Source organism: Dietzia aerolata, from assembly GCF_014144865.1.
Taxonomy (GTDB): domain Bacteria; phylum Actinomycetota; class Actinomycetes; order Mycobacteriales; family Mycobacteriaceae; genus Dietzia; species Dietzia aerolata.
The window spans coordinates 1-25080 of the sequence record NZ_JAALDM010000222.1; the positions used below are offsets into that span (position 1 = coordinate 1).

Genomic DNA, 25080 nt, shown 5'->3' on the forward strand with positions numbered 1-25080 from the left:
CCGAACACCCACCCGCCGGTCAGCGGGAACAGCAGCCGACGCCGCAGCGCTCGCCGTCGCGGGTGCGGCCGAGCGCCGGCACCGCCCCGGGTCGTGGCTGCGCGGTGCCTGTCTCGATCTCCTCGATCAAGTCCACGACCATCCGCGCGAACTCCGCGCTGGGGCCGGGCGTCGCGCACCTGGTCACGGTCACTCCGAGCTCGCGGACCTCGTCCACCAGCTCGGTGTCGAGGTCCCAGATCACCTCGACGTGGTCGGAGATAAAACCAATGGGGACTACGACGACATCGGTGATGCCCCGTTCCTCTGCGAGGGCGCTGACATGGTCCACGACATCGGGTTCGAGCCACGGCACACTCGGCGGACCCGAACGCGACTGCCACACCACGTCGTAGTCCCCCACACCGGCGGCCTCGGCGACGAGACGCGACGCCTCATGCACTTGACGGCTGTAGAGGTGCCCGCCGAGGTCGGGTGGACCGGCTGCCGCATCAGCGGCGTCGGGGACGGAATGCGCGGTGAAGACCACCCGGGCACCCGGAGCGGCGGCGTCGACCGCCGTACGTAGGTCGGCGGCGAAGCGCTCCACGAACAACGGGTGGTCATAGAACTGGCGCAGGCGCAGCATCGCCGGTGCGTCGGCGACCTGATCCCGGACGCGCGCGATGTCCTCGTTGTACTGCGCACAGCCCGAGTAGCCGCCCCAGGCCGAGGTGGCGAAGACGGCCGCGGTGCGGACGCCGTCGGCCACCATCTGACGCACGGTGTCCTCGGCCATCGGCGTCCAGTTCCGGTTGCCGAAGTACACGGGCAGATCGCGACCACGCCCGGCCAGCTCTGCTCTGACGTTGGCGATTATCTCGCGGTTGAGGTCGTTGATGGGACTGCGGCCACCGAGGTGGCGGTAATGGGTCGCGACCTCCTCCAGCCGCTCCCTCGGGATGCCCCGACCACGGGTGACGTTCTCCAGGAACGGGATAACGTCCTCCTGCCCCTCGGGTCCGCCGAAGGACAGCACCAGAAGTGCATCCACCGGGCTGTCGGTGGAAGTCTGGTCGGACACGTCAGCTCCCCTGTTCGCTGAAGGACACCGTGCCGGCGCCACCGTCTGCGTAGATCACGGTGCCGGTGGTGGCGGTCATGAGATCCGAGAGCAGTGCCACCGCGGTGGTCGCCACCGACGTCGGGTCGTCGACGTCCCAGCCGAGCGGAGCGCGGCGATCCCATTCGGCCTGCATCTGATCGAGCTCACCACCGGGGCCGAGGGCGTCGCCGGCGATCGCCTTGGCGGCCAGCGTCTTGATCGGTCCGGCCGCGATGAGATTGGACCGCACCTGGTCCGGGCCGAGCTCCCGCGCCACGTAGCGGTTGACCGACTCGAGGGCGTTCTTGGCCACCGACATCCAGTTGTAGAACGGCATCGAGAACCGGGGGTCGAAATCCAGCCCGATGATCGAGGCACCCTCGTTCAGCAGCGGCCGGGCGGCCTTGGCGAGCGAGGCGTACGAGTAGGCGGAGACCTCCAACGCCACCGCGACGTCCTTCCACGGTGCATCGAGGAAGGGGTCGCCGAGGCAGCTCGGCGGGGCGAAGCCGATCGAATGGACGACGCCGTCCAGCGAATCCGTGTGCTCACGCACCCGGTCGGCCAGTGCTGCGAGGTCTTCCTCGCTCTGGACGTCGAGTTCGATCACCGGCGGACGCTCGGGCAGACGCTTGGCGATCGCCTTGACCAGTGAGGGTCGGCCGAACGCGGTGAGGATGACCTTCGCCCCGTGGAGCTGGCAATGCTTGGCGATGTGGAAGGCGATCGAGGCGTCGGTGATGACACCGGTGATGAGGATCGTCTTGCCCGCCAGAAGGCCGGAGCCCGTCGATTCCGTGGTGGTGTCGGTGCTGTTCTGGTTCATGTCAGTGTCCCATTCCCATTCCGCCGTCGACCGGGATCACGGCCCCGGAGATGTAGCCGGCATCGTCACCGGCGAGGAAGCTCACGGCCCCGGCCACGTCGGCGGACGAGCCCTTGCGTCCGAGCGGGATGGCCGCCACCGCCAGTTCCTGCGTTTTCTCGTCGAGCCCTGCCGTCATGTCGGTGTCGATGAATCCGGGCGCCACGACGTTCGAGGTGATGTTGCGCGACCCGAGTTCGCGGGTCAACGATCTCGCCATACCGATCAATCCGGCCTTCGAGGACGCGTAGTTGATCTGCCCGGCGGTGCCCGATTGTCCGACCACCGATCCGATGAATATCATCCGACCGAACTTCGCTCGGAGCATGCCGCGTGACGCGCGCTTGGCTACCCGGAACGCCCCGGCGAGGTTGGCCTCGACCACGCGGGTGAACTGCTCGTCTTTCATGCGCATCAGCAGGGTGTCGTCGGTGATTCCCGCGTTGGAAACCACCACTTCGACGGGACCGAACTCTTCCTCGACGGCGGCGAATGCCGCGTCCACGGACTCGGGATCAGTGACGTCGCACACAACTCCGAACAATCCTTCCGGGGCGCCGGAGCCGCGGTGGGTGACCGCCACTCGGTGTCCGTCCGCCAGGAGTCGTTCGGCGACAGCCTTGCCGATCCCGCGGTTGCCGCCGGTGACGAGGACTGTTCGTGGGGTGGTGTCGCGCCTGCTCTCGGAAGACATGCGCCCAGCCTAGCGAGCGGCCCCGCGGGTCCCGAGAACACCTGTGGGGTGTCGCCGACGATCGACGTCAGGGGATGCGTCGGTGGGCGGCTAGGGAGCCGGCGGCGGCCAGCATCGCCAGGAGGGATCCGATGATCAACCACGGACGGGAGGCGTCGGCCTTCTTCCATTCGTAGCCGATCTGCTCCTCGAGCGTGCGGTAGACCGAGTCCAGTTCCTCGAGGCTGGAGGCGGTGAAGAAGTCCCCTCCGGACAGTTCGGCGATCGTCTTGAGCGAGGCGTCGTCGACCGGCACCGGCTGAGGCTGGCCCTGGATGTCGACGGTGCCGTACGTTGTTCCGAACGAGATGGTGGACACCGGTATCCCGGCCTCGGCTGCGCGCTCGGCCGCGGTGAAGGCACCGCGCTCCTCGGTCGGGTCGGACGGCACGGTTTCCTTGCCGTCCGACAACAGGACGATGCGAGCCGGCGGCGCCTGGTCGGGGCCGCCGAGGCTGTCGGTGAACGTGGTGATCGCCTGGGTGGCGGTGTAGATCGCCTCGCCCGTGGCGGTGCGCTCGTCCAGTTTCAACCGGTCCACCGCGCGTACAACGGGGCCGCGGTCGGTGGTGGGTGCCACGAGCATCGATGCGGTGCCGGCGTAGGAGACCAGCCCCAGGTTGACGCCGGGGGTGAGGTTGTTGGCGAAGGTCGTCGCGGCCTGTTGCGCCGCCTCGAGGCGCGACGGTGCGACGTCGGTGGCCTCCATGGAGAGAGACACGTCGACGACGAGCATCACCGTGGCCCGGTTTCGGGGTACCTTCTGCTCTTTCTGCGGCCCGGCCAGGGCGATCACGAGGCAGACCATCGACACGAGGAGGAGCACTGCGGGCACATGCGTGAACCAACGCTTGCGCCCGGTGTCCATTGATCGGAGGACGCCGAAATTGCCGAACCGCACCGTCCGCCGCTTCTTGGACCGCAGGGCGATGACGTAGCCGACGGCTATCGCCACCGGCACCAGGAGCAGGAGAAGCCACAGCGGGTGTTGGAATTCGGACAGGCTCATCGGTTCACCTCCGCGGCCGGGTCGTCGTCGGGCAGGTCACGCTCGAGGTTCTCCCCGGTGGGTAACCCTCCCTGTCGCCGAACGCCGACGAAGTCGATCACGTCCCGGATCCAGTCGCGGTCGGTGCGCAATGCCAGGACGGGGGCGCCACTACGGCGCAGCGCGGTATGGACCACCGCGCGGTGGTCGGCGGCGGCGCGGCGGTAGTCCGCGGCCAGGGCGTCGTCGACCTCCAACTCGAGGACCTCGCCCGTCGCCGGATCCTGCAGCAGCGCTGCGCCGACGGTGGGCAGTGCGATGTCGAGCGGGTCGGCGACATGGACGGCCAGGAACTCGTGGCGGGTGCCGAGGACCCGCAGGGGTCGTTCCCAGTTCACCTCGGAGAGGAAATCTGAGATCACCACGACGAGGCCGTGTCGTTTGGCGGCGTTGCGGACGGCCCGGAGACAGTCGACGAGCGCTCCACCCGGAGCGACCTCGGACGTGGAATGCGCTACTTCTTCGAGCAGTCTGCGAACGTGGTCCCGGCCCCCGGTTGCGCGTAGCACCCGGGGTCGACCATTGCCGGTGATGACCATTCCCACGCGGCTACCACCGCTGGCGGAGAGGAACCCGACGGTCGCGACCGCTGCTTCCACCAGCCGGCGCTTGACCCCGTACCGCCCCTGGACGTCGAGGGATGGGGACAGGTCGACCACGAGCCAGGTCTCGAGTTCACGGTCAGCGATGGTCTGCCGGATATGCGGAACTGTCGTTCGTGCGGTGACGGACCAGTCCATCGTGCGGACGTCATCGCCGGGCTCGTACGCCCGGGCCTCCCCGGGTTCGGTGCCGGGCCCGGGGAGCAGCCCTCGGTGGTCACCGTTGAGAACTCCGTCGAGCCTGCGGGTGACGAGGAGTTCGAGTTGGTTGAGGGCGGCCCGGGATGGTGCGTCGACCGGATCGTCGCGCCGCTCCTCCCCCGCAGCGGTCACTGCGACGGGCCGGCCTGGGCCGGGACCGCGCTGATCTGCGGCAGCGGGACCGCCTCGAGGACCCGGCGGACCACGGTGTCGGCGGTGACCTCGTCAGCGAGGGCGTCGTAGGTCAGGACGAGGCGGTGACGCAGCACCGACGGAAGGACGTCGACGACATCCTGCGGCACCACGTAGTCGCGCCCCCGGACGAGAGCCAGGGCGCGCGCCGCGGTGACGGTACCGAGAGTGGCGCGCGGCGAGGCGCCGTAGGCCAGCCAGGTGGCCACGTCCTGCAGACCGTGCCGGGCGGGCTCGCGGGTCGCGACGGTCACGCGCACGACGTAGTCGACGAGGGCGTGGTGGACGAAGACCTCGCGGACCGCGCTCTGAAGACGCTGGAGCGCGTCCACCCCGAGGATCTGCGTGGGCTCCGGCGGGGTCGACCCCATCCGGTAGACGATCTCCCGCTCCTCTTCCGGGCTCGGGTAGTCGACCACGAGCTTGAACAGGAAGCGATCTCGCTGGGCCTCGGGGAGCTGGTAGACGCCTTCACTCTCGATCGGGTTCTGTGTGGCCATAACCAGGAATGGCGACGGCATCGGGAACGTCTGGCCGCCGATCGACACATGCCCCTCGGCCATGACCTCCAGCAGTGCCGACTGGACCTTGGCCGGTGCACGGTTGATCTCGTCTGCGAGCACGAAGTTGGCCAGGATGGGCCCGAGTTCGACCTCGAACTCCTCGCGTCCCTGACGGTAGATCCGAGTACCCACGATGTCGGCGGGGACGAGATCAGGGGTGAACTGGAGTCGATGGAAGCTACCGCCGACGACCTTGGCGAACGTCTCGACCGTGAGGGTCTTGGCGACGCCGGGCACGCCCTCGAGCAGGATGTGTCCGCGCGACAGGAGCCCGACAAGGATCATCTCGATGAGCCGGTCCTGGCCCACGACGACCTTCTTGACCTCGTACACGGCCCGTTCCAGGAGTCGTGCATCCTCCGCAGTGGATGGCGCGCTTGTGCCGGCGGGCGTGCCCTGAGAGGTCAGAGGGGCGGAGTGGGGATCGCTCACCGCGACGAGCTCCTTCGCGTGGTCGGGATTCCCGGGCAACCGTCGTTGGCGTACTCGGGCGGACTGGGGACGACAGTACCGGGATACCTACGAAACCGGCCCGACCACCGTCGGTGACGGTGGTCGGGCACCCGAGCACGGGAGCCCGGTGCCCGAGTGTACGAAGTCGATCGGATGGGGCATCGGAATCGGGGCGGGCGAATCAGACGAGACGCACCGCGTACGGCATGATCCCCGCCATCCGCACGGGCGAGATCTTGACGACATCACCCGACTGCGGCGCCTCGACCATTTTGCCGTCGCCTAGGTAGAGGGCGACGTGACCCGGCCAGAACAGCATGTCGCCACGCTTGCGATTGGCGACCGGCACTTGGGTGCCCTCCTGGTACTGGTAGCCCGTGTAGTGCGGAAGTGCCTTGCCGATGCCCGCGAAGGCGTAGATCATCAGCCCTGAGCAGTCGAAGCCGATCTTGTTGTAGTCGCCATAGCTGTCGGCCACACCGCCGTCACGGATGCCCCTGGTCGGACCGTTGGCGTCGCCGCCTCCCCACGCGTACGGCACGCCGAGCTGCGAGATCGCGCGGTTGACGACCGTCTCGACCTTTGCCGAGTTGGACGGGGTCCCGGAGTCGGCGCCGCCCCCACCCTGGCCCGGTGCTGCCGGCGCTGCGGGTCCGTCGGCCAGCGAGCCGAAATCGGCGGCAGCGATGGCGTCGCTGAATTGCTGGATGATCGCTTCGGTGTCGCCGTTGATCCCGGCGTCAACCGCAGCTCCGACGCTGCCTGCATCGATATTTCCGGCGATCGCGTCTGTCACGTCGCCCGTTGAGCCGGTGTAGTTTCTGATCGCGCCGAGGTCGAGGTGCGAGGGCAACGCAGACGCGATGTCGGCCGCCTGTTGTCCCGCCTCCGGGTTATCGGCGAGTGCGCGCACGGCTTCGGAGCGCATCGCCTCGTTGTCGACGGTGATCTCCGGTTCGTCACCCACACCCGGACCTGCCGGGGTCGCCCCGGCGGCAGCGAGCGCAGTCTTCTGCTCCTGCAACTCGCGGGTGAGCTCCTCGACTTCAGTCTCGAGCGAGGCGACCTCGGCCGACACGGTCGCGATCTCGGCTTCGGCACCATCCCGACGCGCAGATGCGTCCGAGTAGCGCTGCTCTGCGGTCTCGCGGGCCCCGAGCGCAGCGTTCTCCCGGTCCGTGGCGGCCTCGGCGGCGGCCGTCATGTCGCCCACGACGCTGCGTTGGTCGGCGGCGGCGCGCTTCAGATATTCCTGGCGGAGTCCTGCGTCCGCGGGCCCTCCCGGGTCGAGGAGCGCCGACGCGGCACCCGGGGCGGTGCCCTGGCGATGCAGCAGCCGGGAGTAGTCCTCGAGGGTCCCGCGCGCCGAATCCGCGTCGGTCTCCGCCTGCTGGCGTTCCCGGGCGGTCCGGTCGACGTCGGCGATCGCGCGGTCGAGTTCGATCCGTGCCAACTGAAGGTCGACGAGAGTCTTGTTCACCTCATCCCGTGCGACGGCGATCCCCTCGCGCTTGGCATCGAGGCGGGCGGTGGCATCCGCCACAGCGCGAATGAGGCCGCTGATGTCATCTGGTGCGACCTGCGCGGTGTCCTGTGCCGCGGCTATCGGGACCTGGACAACGGCTGAGCCGGTGGCCATAACGATGGCCGCGGCGAGAGCGGCACGCCCGGGCGCTCGGCCGAGGCTTCTACGATTGCGCACCCCACGGGTGCGGCGCGACGAATGGTCGGGCTCCACGTTTCACCTTCCGCTGACCGCATCCAGATGCGGCATCTCGCACGGCGCCGACAAGGCGCCGTGTGGCCGAGCCGGTGGAGGAACTCTCGTGATGCCTTCCCCTGCGCCACTAGAGCCTCAATCCTGCACGACAGAACCGTTGGTTCCTTAAGCACCGTAGGTCACAAATGGCACATGTGAAACATTGGGAGGCAAAATACACTGCTGTAACTTGTGTTACCGCAGGAGCGGCGGCGTGTCGCGATCGCGGCCGGACGCCGTCTGGGGACCCGCGTTCGTTGCCGGAAGCGCGGCATGTGCCGCACGTTCAGGGGTGGACGCACGATTCGACGGTGCGTGCGGAGTGTGAGGTCGGACGGATCGCCCGGGAATCAGCCCTGTCGGCGTCGGCGGAGAAGGAAGATGAAGGCGACGACGGCCACGACTGCCAGCGCGAGGGTGATCGCGGTCAATGCGCCCCACGGCGGACCGGGAGCCGTCACCTTGTTGACGAAGACGGTGGCGGAGGTGACGGGGTCGAATTCTTCCCAGGCGTCGTCCTGGCCGGCCTCGAGGCGGTGGCGCGGGATCGTGTCGCTGGAGCTGCCCACGAACACCGGCGTGCGGACGAAAATAGTGCCCTCGTACTCCTCGTTGAGGAGGGTGGCGACATCACGGGCGTCGGTATAGACGGCCGCTGGGGCTTCGGTGTAGACGATCTTGAGGTCCAGTCCACGGTCGGCGGCGTCTGAGACCACCGAACGAAGGCCGTCGACGAACTGTTCCGGCGCGGCGACCCCGTCGTCCGCCAGGTCGTCGACGACCGCCTGGTAGTCGAGCCAGGTCGGGACCTCGCCCAGTTGCAACGACATCAAGGGCTCGTCCTGGTAGGCGAGCGTCGTCACGGAGTCATCTGGGGCGTCCACGTCGGACATCGTGCCACCTCGTCATCGCCGACCGGGAACATACGCGCCGGACGGCGCGGGATCGGCTCCCCCATCCCCACTTTCGGGCGTGCCGGATACTAAACAGAACGGACGTACTGGTAAATTGGCGAACGCAAACGAGGGACAGGGTCCACAATGGATTCTGTGTCCGACCCGGCGTCGCCGTAGCACGACACGCGGTGACTTCGGGAGGGATGACTAACCGACATTCACACCACGAGTGGAGCTGACGTGACAGCAAGCATTGACAGCTTTGGCGCCAAGGGGACCCTTGAGGTCGGCGGCGAGGCTTACGAGATCTACCGCCTTTCGGCGGTCAAGGGAGCCGAGAAGCTCCCCTACTCCCTCAAGGTCCTCACGGAGAACCTGCTCCGTACCGAGGACGGCGCCAACGTCACCAAGGCGCACATCGACGCCCTGGCCAACTGGGATCCCAATGCCGAGCCCGACACCGAGATCCAGTTCACGCCGGCGCGCGTGATCATGCAGGACTTCACCGGAGTTCCCTGCATTGTCGACCTGGCCACCATGCGCGAGGCCGTCGCGACCCTCGGTGGCGACCCGAACAAAGTCAACCCGCTGGCGCCCGCCGAGATGGTCATCGACCACTCGGTCATCATCGAGTCCTTCGGTGGTCCGGACTCCTTCGAGAAGAACGTCGAGATCGAGTACCAGCGCAACGAGGAGCGTTACCAGTTCCTCCGTTGGGGCCAGGGCGCGTTCGACGACTTCAAGGTCGTCCCCCCGGGCACCGGCATCGTCCACCAGGTCAACATCGAGTACCTGGCCCGAAGCGTGATGGTCCGTAACGGTCAGGCCTACCCCGACACCTGTGTCGGTACCGACTCGCACACCACCATGGAGAACGGTCTCGGCGTGCTCGGCTGGGGCGTCGGCGGCATCGAGGCCGAGGCCGCGATGCTCGGCCAGCCCATCTCGATGCTCATCCCGCGCGTCGTGGGCTTCAAGCTCACCGGCTCCATCCAGCCGGGTGTGACCGCGACCGACGTCGTGCTCACCATCACCGAGATGCTTCGTCAGCACGGTGTGGTCGGCAAGTTCGTCGAGTTCTACGGTGCCGGCGTCGCCGCCGTGCCGCTGGCCAACCGCGCCACCATCGGCAACATGAGCCCCGAGTTCGGCTCGACCTGTGCCATGTTCCCGATCGATGGCGAGACCATCGATTACCTGCGACTGACCGGCCGCGACGAGGAGCAGCTCGCTCTGGTCGAGGCCTACGCCAAGGAGCAGGGGATGTGGCTCGACCCGGAGGGCCCCGAGCCGAGCTTCTCCGAGTACCTCGAGTTGGACCTCGGTGACGTCGTCCCGTCGATCGCCGGCCCCAAGCGTCCGCAGGATCGCATCGAGCTCGCCGACGCCAAGAGCGCCTTCCGTAAGGACATCCACAACTACGTCCACAACGGCAGCGGCGACGACGGCGTTCGCGACATGGTCGCCGAGGGTGGCGCCACCCCGCCGGTGCCGCATGGTGCGAAGCTCGCCTTCGCCGAGGAGGGTGCGATTGTCGCCGACGCCTCCGCCAGTGCCGAGGGCCGCCCGTCCCTGCCAGTCGCGGTCGAGTCGCGCGGCGAAGGCATGATCCTCGACCACGGCATCGTGACGATCGCCTCGATCACCTCCTGCACGAACACGTCCAACCCGTCGGTCATGATCGGCGCGGGTCTGCTCGCCCGTAAGGCCGCGGAGAAGGGACTCAAGGCCAAGCCGTGGGTCAAGACCTCCATGGCCCCGGGCTCGCAGGTCGTCACCGAGTACTACGAGCGCGCCGGCCTGTGGCCGGACCTGGAGGCCCTCGGCTTCTACCTCGTGGGCTACGGCTGCACCACGTGCATCGGCAACTCCGGTCCGCTGCCGGAGGAGATCTCCTCCGCCATCCAGGAGTACGACCTCACCGCCACCGCGGTGCTGTCCGGTAACCGCAACTTCGAGGGCCGGATCAACCAGGACGTCAAGATGAACTACCTGGCGTCCCCGCCGCTGGTCATCGCCTACGCGATCGCCGGCACGATGGACTTCGACTTCGAGAACGACGCGCTCGGCCAGGACCAGGACGGCAACGACGTCTTCCTCAAGGACATCTGGCCCTCCGGCGAGGAGATCGAGTCCACGATCAAGGCCTCCATCTCCTCCAAGGAGTACAAGGAGAAGTATGCCGACGTGTTCGCCGGTGACGACCGCTGGCGTGGTCTGAGCACCCCGGACGGCAAGACGTTCGAGTGGGACGACAAGTCCACCTACGTGCGCAAGGCGCCGTACTTCGACGGCATGGAGATGGAGCCGGCCCCGGTCGCCGACGTCAAGGGCGCCCGCGTCCTGGCCAAGCTCGGTGACTCGGTCACCACCGACCACATCTCGCCGGCCTCGACCATCAAGCCGGGCACCCCGGCGGCGCAGTACCTCGACGCCAACGGTGTGGAGCGCAAGGACTACAACTCGTTCGGCTCGCGTCGCGGCAACCACGAGGTGATGATCCGCGGTACGTTCGCCAACATCCGCCTGCAGAACCAGTTGCTGGACGGTGTGTCGGGCGGCTACACCCGCGACTTCACCCAGGAGGGTGCACCGCAGGCGTTCATCTACGACGCCGCGCAGAACTACGCTGCGCAGAACACGCCGCTCGTCGTCATCGCTGGCAAGGAGTACGGCACCGGCTCCTCGCGTGACTGGGCCGCCAAGGGCACCCGACTGCTGGGTGTCAAGGCCGTCATCGCCGAGTCGTTTGAGCGCATCCACCGCTCCAACCTCATCGGCATGGGCGTCATCCCGCTGCAGTTCCCCGAGGGCGAGTCCCACGAGACCCTCGGTCTGGACGGGACCGAGTCCTTCGATATCACCGGTATCGAGGAGCTCAACAACGGCACCACCCCGAAGACGGTCAAGGTCGTCGCCACCAAGCAGGACGGTGGCACCGTGGAGTTCGATGCCACCGTGCGTATCGATACCCCCGGCGAGGCGGACTACTACCGCAACGACGGCATCCTGCAGTTCGTGCTGCGCAACATGATCAAGGGCTGATCCCCTAATCACATCGACGGCGGTGTGCGGTTCCCCTGCTCCCTGCGGGGCAACCGCGCACCGCCGAGGTGTATCCGGACGAAAGGGTTGACGGATGCCCAGGGTCAGCCAAGACCACATGGATGCCCGGCGCTACCAAATTCTCACGGGGACACGTGACTGCTTTGCCGAGTACGGCTTCGAGGGCGCAACTGTTCGTAGGCTCGAGGAAGCAACCGGTCTGAGTCGCGGCGCGATCTTCCACCACTTCGACGACAAGGATGCGCTTTTCCTGGCGTTGGCACACGAGGACGCCGCTGCGATGGCGCAGACCGTCTCCGAACAAGGTCTCGTGCAGGTGATGCGGGAGATCCTCGCGGATCCACAGGAGTTCTCCTGGCTCGGAACCCGACTGGAGATCGCTCGTCGGATCCGAACGGATCCAGCGTTCCGTGAGCGGTGGACTGATCGACAGACCGAACTCGACGAGGCCGTGATCGCGCGTGTACGAGAGCAGCAGGAGTCTGGTCGCATGCGGACCGATATCCCAGAAGATGTCCTCCGCGTGTACCTGAACATCGTCCTGGACGGACTCATCACGCACCTGGCCACCGGACGCGGTACCGAACACGTCAATGCGATGCTCGATCTGGTGGAGGCATCGCTACGCACCGCGTAAATGCATTCCGGGCCCATCTCTGCGAGATGGGCCCGGATGTCTCTGTGACCGGTAGCCGTTACCCGGCTGTTTCCGTTAGGGGCAGTGGACGGTGAAGTTCCATTCAGTGCCTGGTTCGTTGGCCACGACTTCGACCTGAACCGCGGTGGAGGCCCCCGGCGGTACGTGGATGTCCACCCACTTGTCACCGTGGGTGCTCCGATAGTGATCGGCGAAGATTTCCCGTCCCTCGTAGCGGACGGTGATGGTGTCCGGAATGCGGTATGTCTCATACCGCAAACGGAAGAAAGTGGGCCCGGGTCGTCCTAGCTCGATTCGACGATGAACCCCGCCATATCCGCCAGCGTCACTGGTCTCATTGCAGTGCTCGAGGGGCGCACCAATCGCATTGAACTGACGCCAGACATCCTCGATGGTGGCCTCGCCCGCGATTGCGCGAAGACACGTCTGAACGAAATCGTGCATACCCCCCGGGATGCCTGCGATCACCGCGAACGCTCCGTTGTCCAGTCCACTGGACATCGCGTCGACCATCTGCGTCGCTGTCATGTCGCCCTCGGCCACCCCCGAGAGGCTTCCGAGTAGAGCGGCGATGTTGCCTAGATTGCCGTCCCCTCCCTGCAGTTCAACGCTCGTGTCGAGCAGCGTCATGCTCGTATCGAGTGAAATACCTTCTTCGTCCTGAGCCTGTGCCGGAGCACCGACCATGGTGAGCGCCAGGGCGGACGCCGCGCCGACCGCGATGGTCCTTGCTGCGATGATCTTCATCTTCTTCATGTTGAGTGACCTCGTTCCCCTCTACGGACTAGTCGGCCGAAACAATTGTTCACATTCGATCGTATGAAGACAGTGTGGGAATCCGCTGTCGCCCGAACGCATGATTTGGTCCGAGTAGGTTGGCCACATGACTTCTCCAGCACCACAGGTTCCAGCTGTCTCCCTGTCCGACGGTCGAGTGATACCGCAGCTCGGATTCGGCACGTTTCGCGTCCCGCCGGAAGATGCCGAAAGGGTCGTCTCAGACGCGCTCGAAGCTGGCTACCGCCATCTGGACACCGCGCAGATGTACGGAAACGAAGAAGGCGTGGGCCGAGCCATCGCCTCGTCAGGTATCCCCGGCGACGAACTCTGGGTGACGACGAAACTCAACAACACGTTTCACGACCGCGATGCCGCACTGGCGGCTACTGAGCGTTCCCTTGCGGCGCTGGGTGGGCGGATCGACCTCTACCTCGTCCACTGGCCGCTGGCGATGTACGCAGATGTCGCCCGCGTCTGGGCGGTCATGGAAGAAATTCACGCTGAAATGGAAGTGGGGTCCATCGGAGTGTCGAACTTCACCGCAGCGAATCTCGATCGGCTTGCCGAGGCCGGCGGGCCGACCCCCGTTGTGAACCAGATCGAATCGAACCCCTACTTCGTCAACGACGACCTTCGCAGTAACTGCAACGACAAGGGCATCGCCGTCGAGGCATGGAGCCCCCTCGCCCAGGGGAAGGTGTTCGACGATCCACAATTAATTGCACTGGCGGATCAGATCGGGCGGACGGTGTCACAGGTCGTTCTTCGCTGGACTGTGCAGCGCGGCGACATCGTTTTTCCCAAGTCGTCCAAACCGGCACGCATGCGCGACAACCTCGAGGTATTCGATTTCGAGTTGACCGACGAACAGATGGCCGCGATCTCTGCTCTGCATGACGGAACCCGCTCCGGCCCGGATCCGGATCTGTTCGATCGACGCGGGTGAATCCTGCGTCGTGTCTGCGGGACGAAGGTCGACGCCGTCCACGATCACCGTGTCGCGGCCAGGCAGTCGAGCCGGTGTCTGCCAAGTGGACCGGGTCCGGGCGAAATAAGGTGAACGCACGACCTTCCTGGTCCGAGGGGACCTAGAGTCTGGCCATGTCCACCATCGATGCGGCGGATGGGTCCGATCACGCGACACCCGACCGCTCTACGACTGCGCCCGTGTTGGCCTCGTATGCGGCGGGCAGTCTGGGAACGGGTGCGTTCGGCACACTCCCGGGCCTGGTGCTCGCCTACTACCTGACCGATTCGATCGGGGTCACCGCAGCGCTCGCGTCGATCCTGGTGCTGGTCCCCAAGGTGATCGACGTCCTCGCCTATCCGCTCATCGGCGCCCTGTCCGACCGTGCCTCCCATCGCACCGGATACCGAACCGGGTTGATGCTTCTCGGTGCGCTGGCGCTACCGCTGCTGTTCGTCGCCACTTTCTCTGCGCCCACGGACTGGAGCACCGGCGCAGCCGGAATCTGGGTCATGGGCTTCTTCCTGGCGGCGTCCCTGGCGTACTCGTGCTTCCAGGTGCCATATCTGGCCCTGCCTGCCGAACTCACCGACAATGCCGATCGCCGTGTGACGCTGCTGGCCTGGAGAGTGGCCGTATTGGCCGCGGCGATCCTCGTCTCCGGTGGCGGCGGGCCCGCCCTGCGAGACGCTGCGGGTGGCGGAGCCCGCGGCTATGTGGTGATGGCGGTAGGTGTCGCGGCGCTGATGCTCGTCGGGATGCTGTGGTCCACCTACATTGCCGGGCGTCGAACGATCCTGCGGGCCGATGCCCCGGTCGGGAGTCTTCTCGACCAGTATCGCGACGGCATCGACGCACTGCGCGTGACCCGCCCCTTCCGACTGCTGGTGCTGGTTTTCTGTCTCCAGGCGGTGGCGACCGCGGTGATGCTTGCCGGAGGCCAGTACGTCGCGACCTATGTTCTGAGGAACGAGGCCGCGCTGACCGGTCTGTTCCTGGCGTTGGTCGGCCCGGCACTGGTGGTGATGCCACTGTGGACCCGGCTGGCGCACACGCAGGGGAAGGTGAGGGCGCTCGCGGCCGCCACCACCCTGTTCACGGTCGCGGCACTGCTGCTGATCCCCGCCGGAGTCGCGCCCGGGGCGTGGGTGCATATCCCCGTTGCGATGGCGGGCGTCGCCTATGCGGGAATGCAGGCTCTACCGATGTCGATGCTGCCTGACACGACAGACCTCGACCGGGTTGTCGGGGGACGACGACGAAGTGGCGCGATGAGCGGATTGTGGACGGCCTCGGAGACCGGCGCGATGGCCCTCGGCCCGGTGGTGGTCCTCGCTCTGTTGGCCATCGGCGGGTTCCGCTCCGGCGGGGTTTCCGACCAGCCCGGCTCGGCGGTATGGGCGATCGTCCTCGCGTTCTCATTGGTGCCGGCGTTGCTGGCCGGGGCGAGCCTGCTCGTGGTGCGCGGCCTGGGTGCTTCCTATCCCCGATGGACGGAGAGAACATGACAGTCGATCCACTGACGACGCGGATTCTCGACCGCGGGGAGCACGCCCTGGCGAGGCTCGCGGCGATGCGGGAGGCAGATCCACCCACCACCGGAGGGAGAGTCCTGTCGTACGTGTACGACTCCGGATTGTCCGAACTCGACCAGCTCGCCATGCGGGCGGCTCGTCTCGCCCACGGTGTGAACGGACTGGACCCGACGGTGTTCGCCTCAGTGGCGCAGATCCACGGAGGGATCATCTCCCGGACCCGATCGATCCTCGGTGCCGGTGCCGGTGCCGGTGCCAGCGCTGGAGTTGGGGCCCAAGCCGTGGCCGGTGTCGACGCCGGAACCGCGGTAGACGGCGACGTATTCGGCAGCGTCACCTCCGGCGGAACGGAGAGCTGCATCCTGGCGTGCCTCGCCGCACGGGAAGTCCGTGGCCGCTCCCCCGGCGACGGTGGGACGATCGTCGCACCGGTGAGCGCGCATGCCGCGTTCCGCAAAGCCGCGCACCTGCTCGGCCTGCGGTTCGACGGTGTCGAGGTGGATCCGGTCACAGGTCGGGTGGCCGCAGCCGACCTCCTCGCCGCGGTCGATGAGAACACCGTCCTGGTGGTGTGCTCTGCACCGTCCTACCCGACCGGGGTGATCGACCCGGTCGCCGAGGTAGCGGCGGGACTCGAGGCGGGGCACGACCCGCGAATCGGCCTGCACGTGGATGCCTGCCTGGGTGGATTGGTACTGCCCTTCTGGCCGGACACTCCCGCCGGGCCGACGATGCCGGAGTGGGATCTGCGCGTGGCCAGGGTCACCAGCATCTCGGCCGACCTGCACAAGTACGGGTTCGCGCCCAAGGGGACGTCGGTGCTGCTCTCCCGGGGGCGGACACGACATCGTGCCGCGTGGTTCGCCACCGTCGACTGGCCCGGCTATCCCGTGGTCAACCCCACCCTCGCCGGATCCAAACCGCTCGAACCCGCAGCCGCGGCATGGGTGGTACTGGAAGCGCTTGGCGAGGACGGCCAGCGTGAACTCGTCAGCCGAACGGCCGGGGCGACCCAGGCACTCGTCGAGGGACTGTCCGCAATCGAAGGAATGACACTCCTGGATCGTGATCCTGGGCCGCTCATCGCGGTGGCGGTGGACGAGCACGCCCCTCGTGAACAGCGGGTGCACCCACACCGGTGGGCCGATGCCTGCGGACGACGAGGGATAGCCGTGCAGGCACAACCTGCATACGGTCAAGCCGGGCGGTCCGCGTTGTCGTCGTCGTCCCATCTGACCGTCACCCCGGTGACACACACCATGGTCGACGAGATCCTCCGCGTCGCGACCGACGCCGCGGACGAGGTCCGCGGCCTGCCCGCGCCCCGCCCACCGGCCGGGTTCTCCGACGTCCTGGACGCACTGGCCGCCGGGACCCTCACCCCCGACGACATCCTGGCCCTGCCCGAGGACGACATCCACACCATGGTTACAGGCGTCCTCGGCGGCGACCACGAGCCCGGTGAGGCGACAGGAATGGCGTCACTGATCGCAGCGATCGAGGCGTTGCCCGACGCGGTCGGCGCCCGGCTCGTGCGGGCCTACCTCGCGGCCGTCACCGAGGTGTGACGGCCGTGGATCAGCGGAAGCCGATCGCGGCGAGGACGAGCGAGAGCACGCCGATTACCATCATCACCGCGCTCGCCACCACCCTGGAATCCCACGCCAGAGCGCGGTCGTACAGTGCGGTGACCTTCTGCGTTGTCGCGGGGAACCTGGACCACACCCACGCCAGGAGCACGAACGGCGCGACCAGCGCCGCGAGGAAGACGGCGTAGAGGACCGCCATGAACACGACATCACCACTGGCCGACTCGACGGTCCGGCCGGTGAGATAGGCGATCGGCAGTGTCGTGAAACCCACGACCGTCGACGTGGCACCCAGGACGTACAGCCCGGTCCGCGACTTGGACTCCCCCGCCTCGTCGCCGTCCGCCGGGGCTGGCTCGGGACCGGCCGGCGCCCGCGGAGCCGAGCGTGACCACACCGCGAACGCCCCGGCCACCACCAGCAGAACGATGCCCACCACCAGATCGATGATCCGGTCCTCGACCACGGCGTCAGCGCGATGCTGCACCCGCGCGACCAGATTCGCCGGATTGAACCCGTGCACGACGACCACCAACACAGTCGCCCCGGTCATCATCCCGGCCGACAACGCGGTGAGCCTGGACGTGACGTTCACGCCCCGCGCAAGGGTGTCGGCCGTGGAACCGTAGAGCACCGGATTCATCCCCAGGGCCAACCCCAGGCCGATCAGGGTGGGTAGGGCGGCGAACACCGCGACCACACTCGTCATCTGTAGTGGCCTCCTCGGGGGTGGAGTGTCTCAAGGTGTGGGTCAGACCACACGTGCACGGTTAGCATGTGCTTATCACCCCCCTCGAGAGGACGGTAGTGCGCGTACTCGTCACCAGTTCCAGGAACACCTTCGCCCTGGACATCATTCGCAAGCTCGGGAGTCTCGGACACACGGTCGTGGCCGCGGACACTTACGCGGGCTCGTCCGGCAATCACTCCAAGTACCTGGCCGGTCACGCGGTCACCGCCTCACCACGCTACGACACCGATCAGTTCATCGCGGACGTGAACACGATCATCGCGAAGTACGACATCGACCTCATCATCCCCACCTTCGAGGAAGCCTTCTACCTTTCGGCGCGACGGGCCGACCTGCCCGACACCGTCACGCTGTTCGCCGGTCCGTTCGCGAAGCTGGCGCAACTGCACGACAAGGCGAGCTTCCAGCGTCTGGTGGAGAAGGCCGGTGTTCCGATCCCCGAGACGATCGTCGCCACCGACGAGGAATCGCTGCGCGCCGCGATCGACAAGTACCCCAGGTACTTCGCGCGGGCCGCGTTCTCGCGCGGAGGAGTCGCACTGCTGACCAATACCGGACCCCTGGCCGGGAAGATGGCGGTCGAGGACTGCCATCCCACCGAGGACCAACCCTGGTTGGTCCAGCCTTTCGTCGATGGCCCGATGGTCTGCACCTACAGCACCGTCGTCAACGGCAGAGTGACCTCGCAGTGCACCTACTGTGCACCCGAACAGTGGGCGCACAGCACCGGTATCGCCTTCCTAGCCGTGGACAGCACCGACACCCTCGACTACACCCAGCGCATCATCGACGCCTTGGACCCCACCTTCACCGGGCAGCTCTCGTTCGACTTCGTGGACAACGACGGTCAGCTGTATGCGATCGAGTGCAACCCGCGTCCCACCAACGGTGTGATCCTGCTCGAGGCGGAACAGCTCGAGCAGGCCTTGACCGGGGCCAATGCCGAGCCGTTCGTGGTGGAGCCCGGCGTCGAGAGACAGATCAGCGTCGCGGTCCTCGCCGATGCCTTTGCCGAGCCGCTCAAGCACCTGCCCACCACTCTCCATGACCTGACACACGTGAAGAACGTCGGGTCCGGCTGGCACGACTCCTTCGCGATGATGTGGAGCCCGGCGACCCTGGTCCACGGGGCCAAACTCAGTCGCGGCAAGCACGTGGCGATCCTCGAAGCACTCGGCGATGACATCGTGTGGAACGGCGAGCCGATCAATGGGATGACCGCTGAGGATGCCGCCGTACTCGAGGATGTCCACGAACAGAGGATCTGACGATCGGGCCGGGAGTGAACCGACTCCGCCGCCCCTCCGGCGGGGATTGCCCCGAGTTCGATCTGACCTACGTCCGCACAGGTCCACGGACCAGTTCTCCACCGCTCGTCGTGATCCCCGGCGGGCCGGGCCTCGCATCGGTCGTGCCCTACATCGGCTTCCGTCGACGGGCCGCCCGGCTCGGTCATGACGTGATCATGATCGAGCACCGCGGGGTGGGTAGGTCACGGACCGACATCCACAGCCGTGACCTGCCGCCGTCCGCGATGTGGATCAGCGAGGTCGTGGACGATATCGCGGCCGTGCTCGACCACGAATCGGTGGAGACCGCCCTTTTCGTCGGGTCGTCCTACGGCAGCTACCTAGCCGCCACCTTCGGGGCCCGACATTCCGGGCGGGTGGCCGGGATGCTGCTGGACTCGGCACTGCAGTCGGCCGAGGACGGGGACCTCGAACGTCACGCCGTGCGCTCTTTGTTCTGGGAGGCGGACACAGCACTCGCCGCCGACGTCAGACAGCTCTACCGGGACGGCGTGGACGAGCGGATCCTCCTCGACGTGGTGCGCGCAGCCTATGAACTCGGGGGCGCTGAACTCACAGCTCCCCTGGTGCGGGCCCGGGTAGGCGGCCGCGGAACGCTGGCCTGGCGACTGATGGAGGCATACGCGACCCGGGGCGAATCGCTCATGTCGGTGCCGGGGGTCTACGAGTTCGAACTCGCCGGCGTGATCGGCTTCCGTGAACTCGGATACGGCGGCCGGCCCGACGGGCTCCCCCTGGACCCCGCACTCACCTACGCCCCCCTTGCGCGGCGCTTCCCCAATTTCGTCGCCGAGCCCACGGATCTGCACCGCGCTGCGGCGAAATTCGACTGGCCCATGGTGCTACTCAGCGGGAGCAGAGATCTACGCACACCGCCCGCGATCGCCGAGCGGGTCGCAGCGGCTGCCCCCGATGCAACTCTCGTGCGCATCACCAACGGGCACAGCGCGCTGGAGTCGCACCCGGAAGCGCTTCTCGTGGCCGCGTCCGCGCTGGCGTCCGGAAGCCACGACCTCCTTCCCAGCAGAGAGAATGACCTAGACCGACTCCCGCGCCGAGGCCTTGCCGCGCGCGTCCCCGACCACCTCGCAGCACTGGTGCGACTGGGACAGATCAGCCCGGGTCGCCTCCCACCGAACTGGTAAGAGGTGACCCGGGCCGAAACCAGGTATGGGGTGGGTCAGACGAAGACCGCGATGATGACGTTGACGATCGCCAGCAGCCCCGCCGCCAGAGCCAGGTTTCCGGTGGTGCCGGGCGCCTTCGACTCCTTCTTGGTGCCGACGATCGCGAGAACCAGGATGATGATCGCGATCACCAGCTTGATGCCGATCTTCATGTGGTTCACCTCGCCGTCGTTCATCTCCTGGAGTCCGACGAGGAGAAGTCCGGTGACCACCTGGAGGATGGAGCCGTGAAGGATGGCCTTGTTTACCGCGGGCGCCTTGACGGTGGCGATCCAACCGCCGATGATCCCGGCGAGACCGATGAAGTGCAGGACGAGGACGATCTTGATGGCGATATCCATGGCGCCATGGTCTCAGGCGAACACCCGACCACCGCGACTAAGGGTCTGCTAACCAGAGATTCAGGCACGGTAAGTGTGAACACCGCTCATCCGAACATCGCGTGCCCTCGCTGCGCTCGGCTACGCGAGTTCGACGGCCACATGCGCGACCTGGCGTTCGCAGGCTCACGCCAGTTCGACGATCTCCATGTACTCCTGGCTCCACAAGTCCTCGGTGCCATCGGGCAGGATGATGACCCGCTCCGGCTCTAGGGCCTCGACGGCGCCCGGATCGTGTGTCACCAACACCACCGCGCCCTCGTAGGTACGCAGTGCGTCGAGAACCTGCTCGCGCGAGATCGGATCGAGGTTGTTCGTCGGCTCATCGAGGAGCAGAACGTTTGCGGCCGAGGACACCAGCCCGGCCAAGGCCAGACGGGTTCGTTCACCACCGGACAGCGTGCCGGTGGGCTGCTCGAGCTGCGGGCCCGAGAACATGAACGCCCCCAGTAGCCCGCGCAGGTCCTGCTCCCCCGCGTCCGGCGCGGCGTGGCGGATGTTCTCCCACACCGAGGCGTCCATGTCGAGGGTGTCGTGCTCCTGCGCGAAGTAGCCGACCTTCAGACCATGACCGGAGACCACACCGCCTTCGCCATCCGTGCGCTCCACCCCGGCGAGCAGTTTGAGCAGGGTCGTCTTACCCGCGCCGTTGTAGCCCAGCACCACCACGCGGCTGCCCTTGTCGATCGCCAGGTCGACCCCGGCGAACACCTCGAGCGAGCCGTACATCTTGGTCAGACCCTTGGCGAACAGCGGCGTTTTACCGCACGCGGCCGGGGTGGGGAACTTGATGTGTGCGACCTTGTCGGCCACGCGCACCTCGTCGAGCTCGTTCATCATCGCATCGGCGCGCCGCACCATCTGCTTGGCGGCCGCGGCCTTGGTGGCCTTGGCACCGAGCTTGGCGGCCTGTGCCTTGAGCGCGGACGCCTTCTTCTCGGCATTGGCGCGCTCGCGCCTACGCCGGGCCTCGTCGGTGGCCCGCGCGTCGAGGTACTTCTGCCACCCCATGTTGTAGGCGTCGATCTCACCCCGCACGGCGTCGAGGAACCACACCTTGTTCACCACGGCCTCGAGCAGCTCGACATCGTGGGAGATGATGATCAATCCGCCCTCGTGCTTCTCCAGGAACTGGCGCAGCCAGGTGATGGAGTCGGCGTCGAGGTGGTTGGTCGGCTCGTCGAGGAGCAGCATCGTCCGCGACTTGCCGGCGCCGTCGGACGCAGCGAACAGGATCCGCGCCAACTCCACGCGTCGACGCTGACCACCGGACAGGGTCCCGAGATTCTGGGTGAGAATCCGGTCCTCGAGCCCCAGGCTGCTGCAGATCCGGGCGGCCTCACTCTCGGCCTCGTAGCCACCGCGGGCGGAGAACTCATCCTCGAGCCGCCCGTACCGACGCACGGCCTTGTCCATCGCGGCATCGTCCGGAGCGTCGGTCATCTGGGCCTGCGCCGTGGCCATGTCCGCCATGAGGACGTCCAGGCCGCGGGCGGACAGGACGCGCGACCGGGCAAGCTGGTCCATGTTGCCCTCGCGCGGGTCCTGCGGCAGGTACCCCAGCTCGCCGGACCTCGTGACGGCCCCGGCGTAGGGCTCACCCTCACCGGCCAGGATCCTCATCGTCGTCGTCTTACCCGCGCCGTTACGTCCCACCAGGCCGATCCGGTCGCCGGGCTGGACCCGCAACGAGGACCCGTCCATGTGGAGCAGGGTGCGCACGCCGGCGCGCACCTCCAGGTCGTCGATCGTGATCACGTGCGCGGGTACCTCGTTCGTTCTCGGATGGTCGTCCCCCAGGAGCATGGGGTTTTCGGGCCGACCAGCAACTCTACCGGCGGGCCGTCCCGGGTGACGAGTCCGGTGACCGGGGTCTCCCGTCGCCGGAACCCCCGCGGTGCCCGATCAGTCCCCGCGGTCCCGGATCACCCCACTCGACGCCCGTAGAGGTTCTGCACGCTCCGGCCGAGCCGCCCACGATCATCGGAGATGAGAGTGTCGGTGAGGACCCCCTGCCCGGGCTCACCGATCGTCTCGCTGTCCAGGTGCACCCAGCCGGGCTGGGGATCGCGGTGCAGCGACACCACGAGGTCGCAGTTGATCGCGGGGGTGGTGAGCGGATCGCTGGCCATCGCCACCCCGCTGGCGGAATCGGCCACGGTGACGGCGTGCTGCCACCCGGTCATTGTCTCCCCCTCGACGAGCGCGGCGCGGGAGCGCCCCCACGCCTGCGCCGGCCCGAGCTCGTCGCCGCTACCGGAGATGAAGGAGAAGTCCACGACGGACAGGTAGCCGTCTTGGTGGGCGTAGGTCATCATTTCGCCCCGGTTCCGCTCGTCCGGGACCGGCGGCCCCGCGTGCTCGCCGACGGTCGGGAAATCGTCGGGGGTTCGCCGCATGCGCCAGCCCCGCGCGACCAGTGCGGTCCGCCCGTCGACGGTGGCGGTCGCCTCGAGCAGTTCCACGCTGCGCCCGGGCCGGATTCGGTGCACCTCGATGTCCAGGGGCTCGATGGGCACAGGGCCGAGCACGTCCACGGACAGCCTTGCCAGCCGCACGTCGGGAGCCGGGGCGAACTGCTCCAACGCCCGAACGAGCAACGCGCTCGGCGGCCCGGCGTGCTGCGATTCGGCCGACCACGGCCCGGCCGTCAGATGTGTCGACTCGAATCGGCTCTCGTCGAGCTGGCGGTAGAACGATCCGGTCATGGTGCTCCTTCGGACGGCGGTAGGGTCAATCCCCATGGATGCTACGGATGGCGGGTTGTTCGACGTCGCTGTCGTGGGCCTGGGCCCTGCGGGCCGGGCATTGGCGTCGCGCAGTGCTGCCGCGGGACTGTCGGTGCTCGCGGTCGATCCTGCGCCAGAGGCCGAGTGGAGCCAGACGTTGTCGCTGTGGTCCGACCAGGTGCCGCCGTGGCTGCACGAGGACGCCTGCGGCACCGATGTGCTGGCGCACCGCGTCCACGGGCCGACCCTGTTCGCGCCCGAGCGAACGGTCCTGCCGCGCGAGTACGCGGTGGTGGATACCGGCGAGTTGCGGGCGGCGTTACCGCTCGGAGCCGGGGTGACCGTGGAGCGCGCCGCGCTCGATGACGCCGCGGTGCTCGCCCTGACCTCCCGGGCGCACCGTGTCGTCGATTGTCGGGGGGCCGGTGGTCACCGCAATCGAGGCCCGGTGCAGACCGCCTACGGGATCGTCGTTGAATCCGGCGCCGCGGTGCCCGCCCTGGGTGGCGAATCGGCACTGTTCATGGACTGGCGTGAAGACCACGACGACGACGACGTCGGCCCCACCTTCCTGTACGCGATTCCTCTGGGGCCGGACAGAGTCCTCCTCGAGGAGACCTGCCTGGCGGGGTGGCCGGCGCCGACTCCGGACAGCCTGGCCAGACGGCTGCGGTCGAGGTTGCGTCGCCGGGGTGTGGCGCAGGAGGCCATCGATTCGGCGCTCGCGGTGGAGCATGTCCGAATCCCGTTGCTGCCGAGGTTCCGGAGTGCGTCGAATCCGCGGGTCGCGGCGTTCGGCACCGCTGGCGGCCACGGGCATGCGGCGACGGGGTATTCGGTCGCGGCGATGCTCGAGTCCGTCCCGGCGGCAGTGGTGGCGCTGGAGTCGGGTAGACCGCTTCCCGCTCCTCGGTCGCCGTTGAGTTCCGGCCTGCATTCGGTGGGGTTGCGCGCGCTGCTGCGTGCGGAGGACGAGACGCTGCGCGCATTGTTCGCCGCGTTCGGCCGGCTCGAGGCGCGTCAGCAGCGGTGGTTCCTCGACTCCGCGAGCCCGTCGTACCAGGTCGGTGGTGCGATGCTGGCCATGTGGTCCTCCATGCCGGCAAAGCACAAGGCCGGCATGGTGGCGGCGGTCCTGGCCAAGGATCCGCGCGACCATGCCGGCCGGGGTGCTATCAATCGGACGGGGAGCTCGTGAGTCCGATCAGACCGTGCGCCCGATCAGACCGTGAGTCCGGTCAGACCGTGTGCCTGATCAGACCGTGAATCCGATGGCGCGGAGCTGCTCGCGACCATCGTCGGTGATCATCTGGGGGCCCCACGGCGGCATCCAGACCCAGTTGAGCTCCAGCTCGTTGACCAGGTCCGACCCGATGGTGGCGCTGCGGGCCTGGTCCTCGATCACGTCGGTGAGCGGGCATGCGGCGGAGGTCAGGGTCATGTCGACGCGAGCGATCGTGGATCCCTCGGTCTCTCCGGGGCGGACCCAGATGTCATAGACCAGGCCGAGGTCCACGACGTTGATCCCGAGTTCGGGGTCCACGACGTCGCGCATGGCCTCCTCGAGATCCGCGACCAGGGCGAGATCCTCTTCGGACTGTTCCGGACGATTGGGGTCGGGCCGGAACTCACCGTTATAGGCGGTTCCGGGTGCCGTCTCGTTCTCGGCCGCCGAGTTGGGGTCGTCCACGGACGGGTCGTTGGCAGGTGTCATCTGCTCGGTCATGTCACA

The 25080-nt window shown here is 67.3% G+C and carries 22 protein-coding genes; 8 read left to right on the forward strand and 14 right to left on the reverse strand.

Annotated elements, in window-relative coordinates; all coding sequences use genetic code 11:
- Positions 1 to 19: 19 nt before the first annotated feature.
- The 8 genes from G6016_RS12620 to G6016_RS12655 form a co-directional block, all read right to left on the reverse strand.
- On the reverse strand, positions 20 to 1063 hold the full coding sequence (locus tag G6016_RS12620; RefSeq protein WP_182632990.1) for a ferrochelatase: 1044 nt from the start codon (positions 1061 to 1063) through the stop codon (positions 20 to 22).
- Between the two features lies 1 nt (position 1064).
- Positions 1065 to 1910, reverse strand: coding sequence for an NADH-dependent enoyl-ACP reductase InhA (inhA, locus tag G6016_RS12625; RefSeq protein WP_182632991.1), 846 nt, complete (start codon positions 1908 to 1910; stop codon positions 1065 to 1067).
- A gap of 1 nt (position 1911) precedes the next feature.
- Positions 1912 to 2643, reverse strand: coding sequence for a 3-oxoacyl-ACP reductase FabG1 (gene fabG1, locus G6016_RS12630; protein WP_182632992.1), 732 nt, complete (start codon positions 2641 to 2643; stop codon positions 1912 to 1914).
- A gap of 67 nt (positions 2644 to 2710) precedes the next feature.
- The gene (locus G6016_RS12635; protein ID WP_182632993.1) at positions 2711 to 3691 is read right to left on the reverse strand and encodes a VWA domain-containing protein; all 981 of its coding nucleotides are present in this window, start codon (positions 3689 to 3691) and stop codon (positions 2711 to 2713) included.
- Positions 3688 to 4665, reverse strand: coding sequence for a DUF58 domain-containing protein (locus tag G6016_RS12640; protein WP_182632994.1), 978 nt, complete (start codon positions 4663 to 4665; stop codon positions 3688 to 3690). The genes G6016_RS12635 and G6016_RS12640 overlap by 4 nt, the downstream gene beginning before the upstream one ends.
- Positions 4662 to 5720, reverse strand: coding sequence for an AAA family ATPase (locus G6016_RS12645; protein ID WP_380024183.1), 1059 nt, complete (start codon positions 5718 to 5720; stop codon positions 4662 to 4664). Before G6016_RS12645 ends, G6016_RS12640 begins: the two co-directional genes overlap by 4 nt.
- Before the next feature lie 202 nt (positions 5721 to 5922).
- Positions 5923 to 7380 carry an NlpC/P60 family protein gene (locus G6016_RS12650; protein WP_182632995.1) on the reverse strand — a complete coding sequence of 486 codons (1458 nt, stop codon included), beginning with the start codon at positions 7378 to 7380 and terminating at the stop codon, positions 5923 to 5925.
- Between the two features lie 470 nt (positions 7381 to 7850).
- The gene (locus tag G6016_RS12655; protein WP_187354565.1) at positions 7851 to 8393 is read right to left on the reverse strand and encodes an Rv1476 family membrane protein; all 543 of its coding nucleotides are present in this window, start codon (positions 8391 to 8393) and stop codon (positions 7851 to 7853) included.
- Between the two features lie 243 nt (positions 8394 to 8636).
- Between G6016_RS12655 and acnA the strand changes: the two genes are divergently transcribed.
- Positions 8637 to 11441, forward strand: coding sequence for an aconitate hydratase AcnA (gene acnA, locus G6016_RS12660; RefSeq protein WP_182632996.1), 2805 nt, complete (start codon positions 8637 to 8639; stop codon positions 11439 to 11441).
- A gap of 94 nt (positions 11442 to 11535) precedes the next feature.
- Complete coding sequence (locus G6016_RS12665; RefSeq protein ID WP_182632997.1) at positions 11536 to 12099, forward strand: TetR/AcrR family transcriptional regulator; 564 nt, start codon at positions 11536 to 11538, stop codon at positions 12097 to 12099.
- A 75-nt stretch (positions 12100 to 12174) separates the two neighbouring features.
- Here G6016_RS12665 and G6016_RS12670 read toward each other — a convergent pair whose 3' ends face one another.
- The gene (locus G6016_RS12670; RefSeq protein ID WP_182632998.1) at positions 12175 to 12876 is read right to left on the reverse strand and encodes a hypothetical protein; all 702 of its coding nucleotides are present in this window, start codon (positions 12874 to 12876) and stop codon (positions 12175 to 12177) included.
- 127 nt (positions 12877 to 13003) lie between these two features.
- Between G6016_RS12670 and G6016_RS12675 the strand changes: the two genes are divergently transcribed.
- From G6016_RS12675 to G6016_RS12685, 3 genes are all read left to right on the forward strand, one after another.
- Positions 13004 to 13846 carry an aldo/keto reductase gene (locus tag G6016_RS12675; RefSeq protein WP_182632999.1) on the forward strand — a complete coding sequence of 281 codons (843 nt, stop codon included), beginning with the start codon at positions 13004 to 13006 and terminating at the stop codon, positions 13844 to 13846.
- A gap of 155 nt (positions 13847 to 14001) precedes the next feature.
- On the forward strand, positions 14002 to 15375 hold the full coding sequence (locus tag G6016_RS12680; protein WP_182633000.1) for an MFS transporter: 1374 nt from the start codon (positions 14002 to 14004) through the stop codon (positions 15373 to 15375).
- Entirely contained in the window at positions 15372 to 16970 is a 1599-nt protein-coding gene (locus G6016_RS12685; RefSeq protein ID WP_182633001.1) for a pyridoxal phosphate-dependent decarboxylase family protein, read from the forward strand. Before G6016_RS12680 ends, G6016_RS12685 begins: the two co-directional genes overlap by 4 nt.
- Positions 16971 to 16980: 10 nt before the next feature.
- Here the strand turns inward: G6016_RS12685 and G6016_RS12690 are convergent, their stop codons facing one another.
- Positions 16981 to 17700: a hypothetical protein gene (locus tag G6016_RS12690; protein ID WP_182633002.1), complete on the reverse strand. Its 720-nt coding sequence runs from the start codon at positions 17698 to 17700 to the stop codon at positions 16981 to 16983.
- Positions 17701 to 17768: 68 nt separating this feature from the next.
- Here G6016_RS12690 and G6016_RS12695 point away from each other — a divergent pair, with 68 nt between their 5' ends.
- Together G6016_RS12695 and G6016_RS12700 are read left to right on the forward strand one after the other, a co-directional pair.
- Positions 17769 to 19010: an ATP-grasp domain-containing protein gene (locus tag G6016_RS12695; protein WP_338403603.1), complete on the forward strand. Its 1242-nt coding sequence runs from the start codon at positions 17769 to 17771 to the stop codon at positions 19008 to 19010.
- 14 nt (positions 19011 to 19024) lie between these two features.
- Positions 19025 to 20197 (forward strand): alpha/beta fold hydrolase, encoded by a 1173-nt coding sequence (locus tag G6016_RS12700; protein WP_338403604.1) that lies wholly within the window; start codon positions 19025 to 19027, stop codon positions 20195 to 20197.
- Between the two features lie 35 nt (positions 20198 to 20232).
- Here G6016_RS12700 and G6016_RS12705 read toward each other — a convergent pair whose 3' ends face one another.
- The 3 genes from G6016_RS12705 to G6016_RS12715 all read right to left on the reverse strand — a co-directional run bounded on the left by G6016_RS12705 (position 20233) and on the right by G6016_RS12715 (position 23327).
- The gene (locus G6016_RS12705; protein ID WP_182633003.1) at positions 20233 to 20580 is read right to left on the reverse strand and encodes a hypothetical protein; all 348 of its coding nucleotides are present in this window, start codon (positions 20578 to 20580) and stop codon (positions 20233 to 20235) included.
- Between the two features lie 165 nt (positions 20581 to 20745).
- Positions 20746 to 22377, reverse strand: coding sequence for an ATP-binding cassette domain-containing protein (locus G6016_RS12710; protein ID WP_182633004.1), 1632 nt, complete (start codon positions 22375 to 22377; stop codon positions 20746 to 20748).
- A 167-nt stretch (positions 22378 to 22544) separates the two neighbouring features.
- Positions 22545 to 23327, reverse strand: a complete 783-nt coding sequence (locus G6016_RS12715) for a thioesterase family protein (RefSeq protein ID WP_182633005.1) — start codon at positions 23325 to 23327, stop codon at positions 22545 to 22547.
- 34 nt (positions 23328 to 23361) lie between these two features.
- On the opposite strand from G6016_RS12715, the gene G6016_RS12720 reads away from it, so the two are divergent.
- Positions 23362 to 24546 (forward strand): lycopene cyclase family protein, encoded by a 1185-nt coding sequence (locus G6016_RS12720; protein WP_182633006.1) that lies wholly within the window; start codon positions 23362 to 23364, stop codon positions 24544 to 24546.
- A 57-nt stretch (positions 24547 to 24603) separates the two neighbouring features.
- Here the strand turns inward: G6016_RS12720 and G6016_RS12725 are convergent, their stop codons facing one another.
- Complete coding sequence (locus tag G6016_RS12725) at positions 24604 to 25074, reverse strand: metal-sulfur cluster assembly factor (RefSeq protein WP_182633007.1); 471 nt, start codon at positions 25072 to 25074, stop codon at positions 24604 to 24606.
- Positions 25075 to 25080: the final 6 nt, after the last annotated feature.

Coding starts and splice junctions, on each gene's coding strand:
- inhA (WP_182632991.1), bottom strand. CDS start 1,910: ATGAACCAGAACAGCACCGACACCACCACGGAATCGACGGGCTCCGGC.
- fabG1 (WP_182632992.1), bottom strand. CDS start 2,643: ATGTCTTCCGAGAGCAGGCGCGACACCACCCCACGAACAGTCCTCGTC.
- G6016_RS12635 (WP_182632993.1), bottom strand. CDS start 3,691: ATGAGCCTGTCCGAATTCCAACACCCGCTGTGGCTTCTCCTGCTCCTG.
- G6016_RS12650 (WP_182632995.1), bottom strand. CDS start 7,380: ATGGCCACCGGCTCAGCCGTTGTCCAGGTCCCGATAGCCGCGGCACAG.
- G6016_RS12655 (WP_187354565.1), bottom strand. CDS start 8,393: ATGTCCGACGTGGACGCCCCAGATGACTCCGTGACGACGCTCGCCTAC.
- G6016_RS12665 (WP_182632997.1), top strand. CDS start 11,536: ATGCCCAGGGTCAGCCAAGACCACATGGATGCCCGGCGCTACCAAATT.
- G6016_RS12670 (WP_182632998.1), bottom strand. CDS start 12,876: ATGAAGAAGATGAAGATCATCGCAGCAAGGACCATCGCGGTCGGCGCG.
- G6016_RS12675 (WP_182632999.1), top strand. CDS start 13,004: ATGACTTCTCCAGCACCACAGGTTCCAGCTGTCTCCCTGTCCGACGGT.
- G6016_RS12680 (WP_182633000.1), top strand. CDS start 14,002: ATGTCCACCATCGATGCGGCGGATGGGTCCGATCACGCGACACCCGAC.
- G6016_RS12685 (WP_182633001.1), top strand. CDS start 15,372: ATGACAGTCGATCCACTGACGACGCGGATTCTCGACCGCGGGGAGCAC.
- G6016_RS12690 (WP_182633002.1), bottom strand. CDS start 17,700: ATGACGAGTGTGGTCGCGGTGTTCGCCGCCCTACCCACCCTGATCGGC.
- G6016_RS12705 (WP_182633003.1), bottom strand. CDS start 20,580: ATGGATATCGCCATCAAGATCGTCCTCGTCCTGCACTTCATCGGTCTC.
- G6016_RS12715 (WP_182633005.1), bottom strand. CDS start 23,327: ATGACCGGATCGTTCTACCGCCAGCTCGACGAGAGCCGATTCGAGTCG.
- G6016_RS12720 (WP_182633006.1), top strand. CDS start 23,362: ATGGATGCTACGGATGGCGGGTTGTTCGACGTCGCTGTCGTGGGCCTG.
- G6016_RS12725 (WP_182633007.1), bottom strand. CDS start 25,074: ATGACCGAGCAGATGACACCTGCCAACGACCCGTCCGTGGACGACCCC.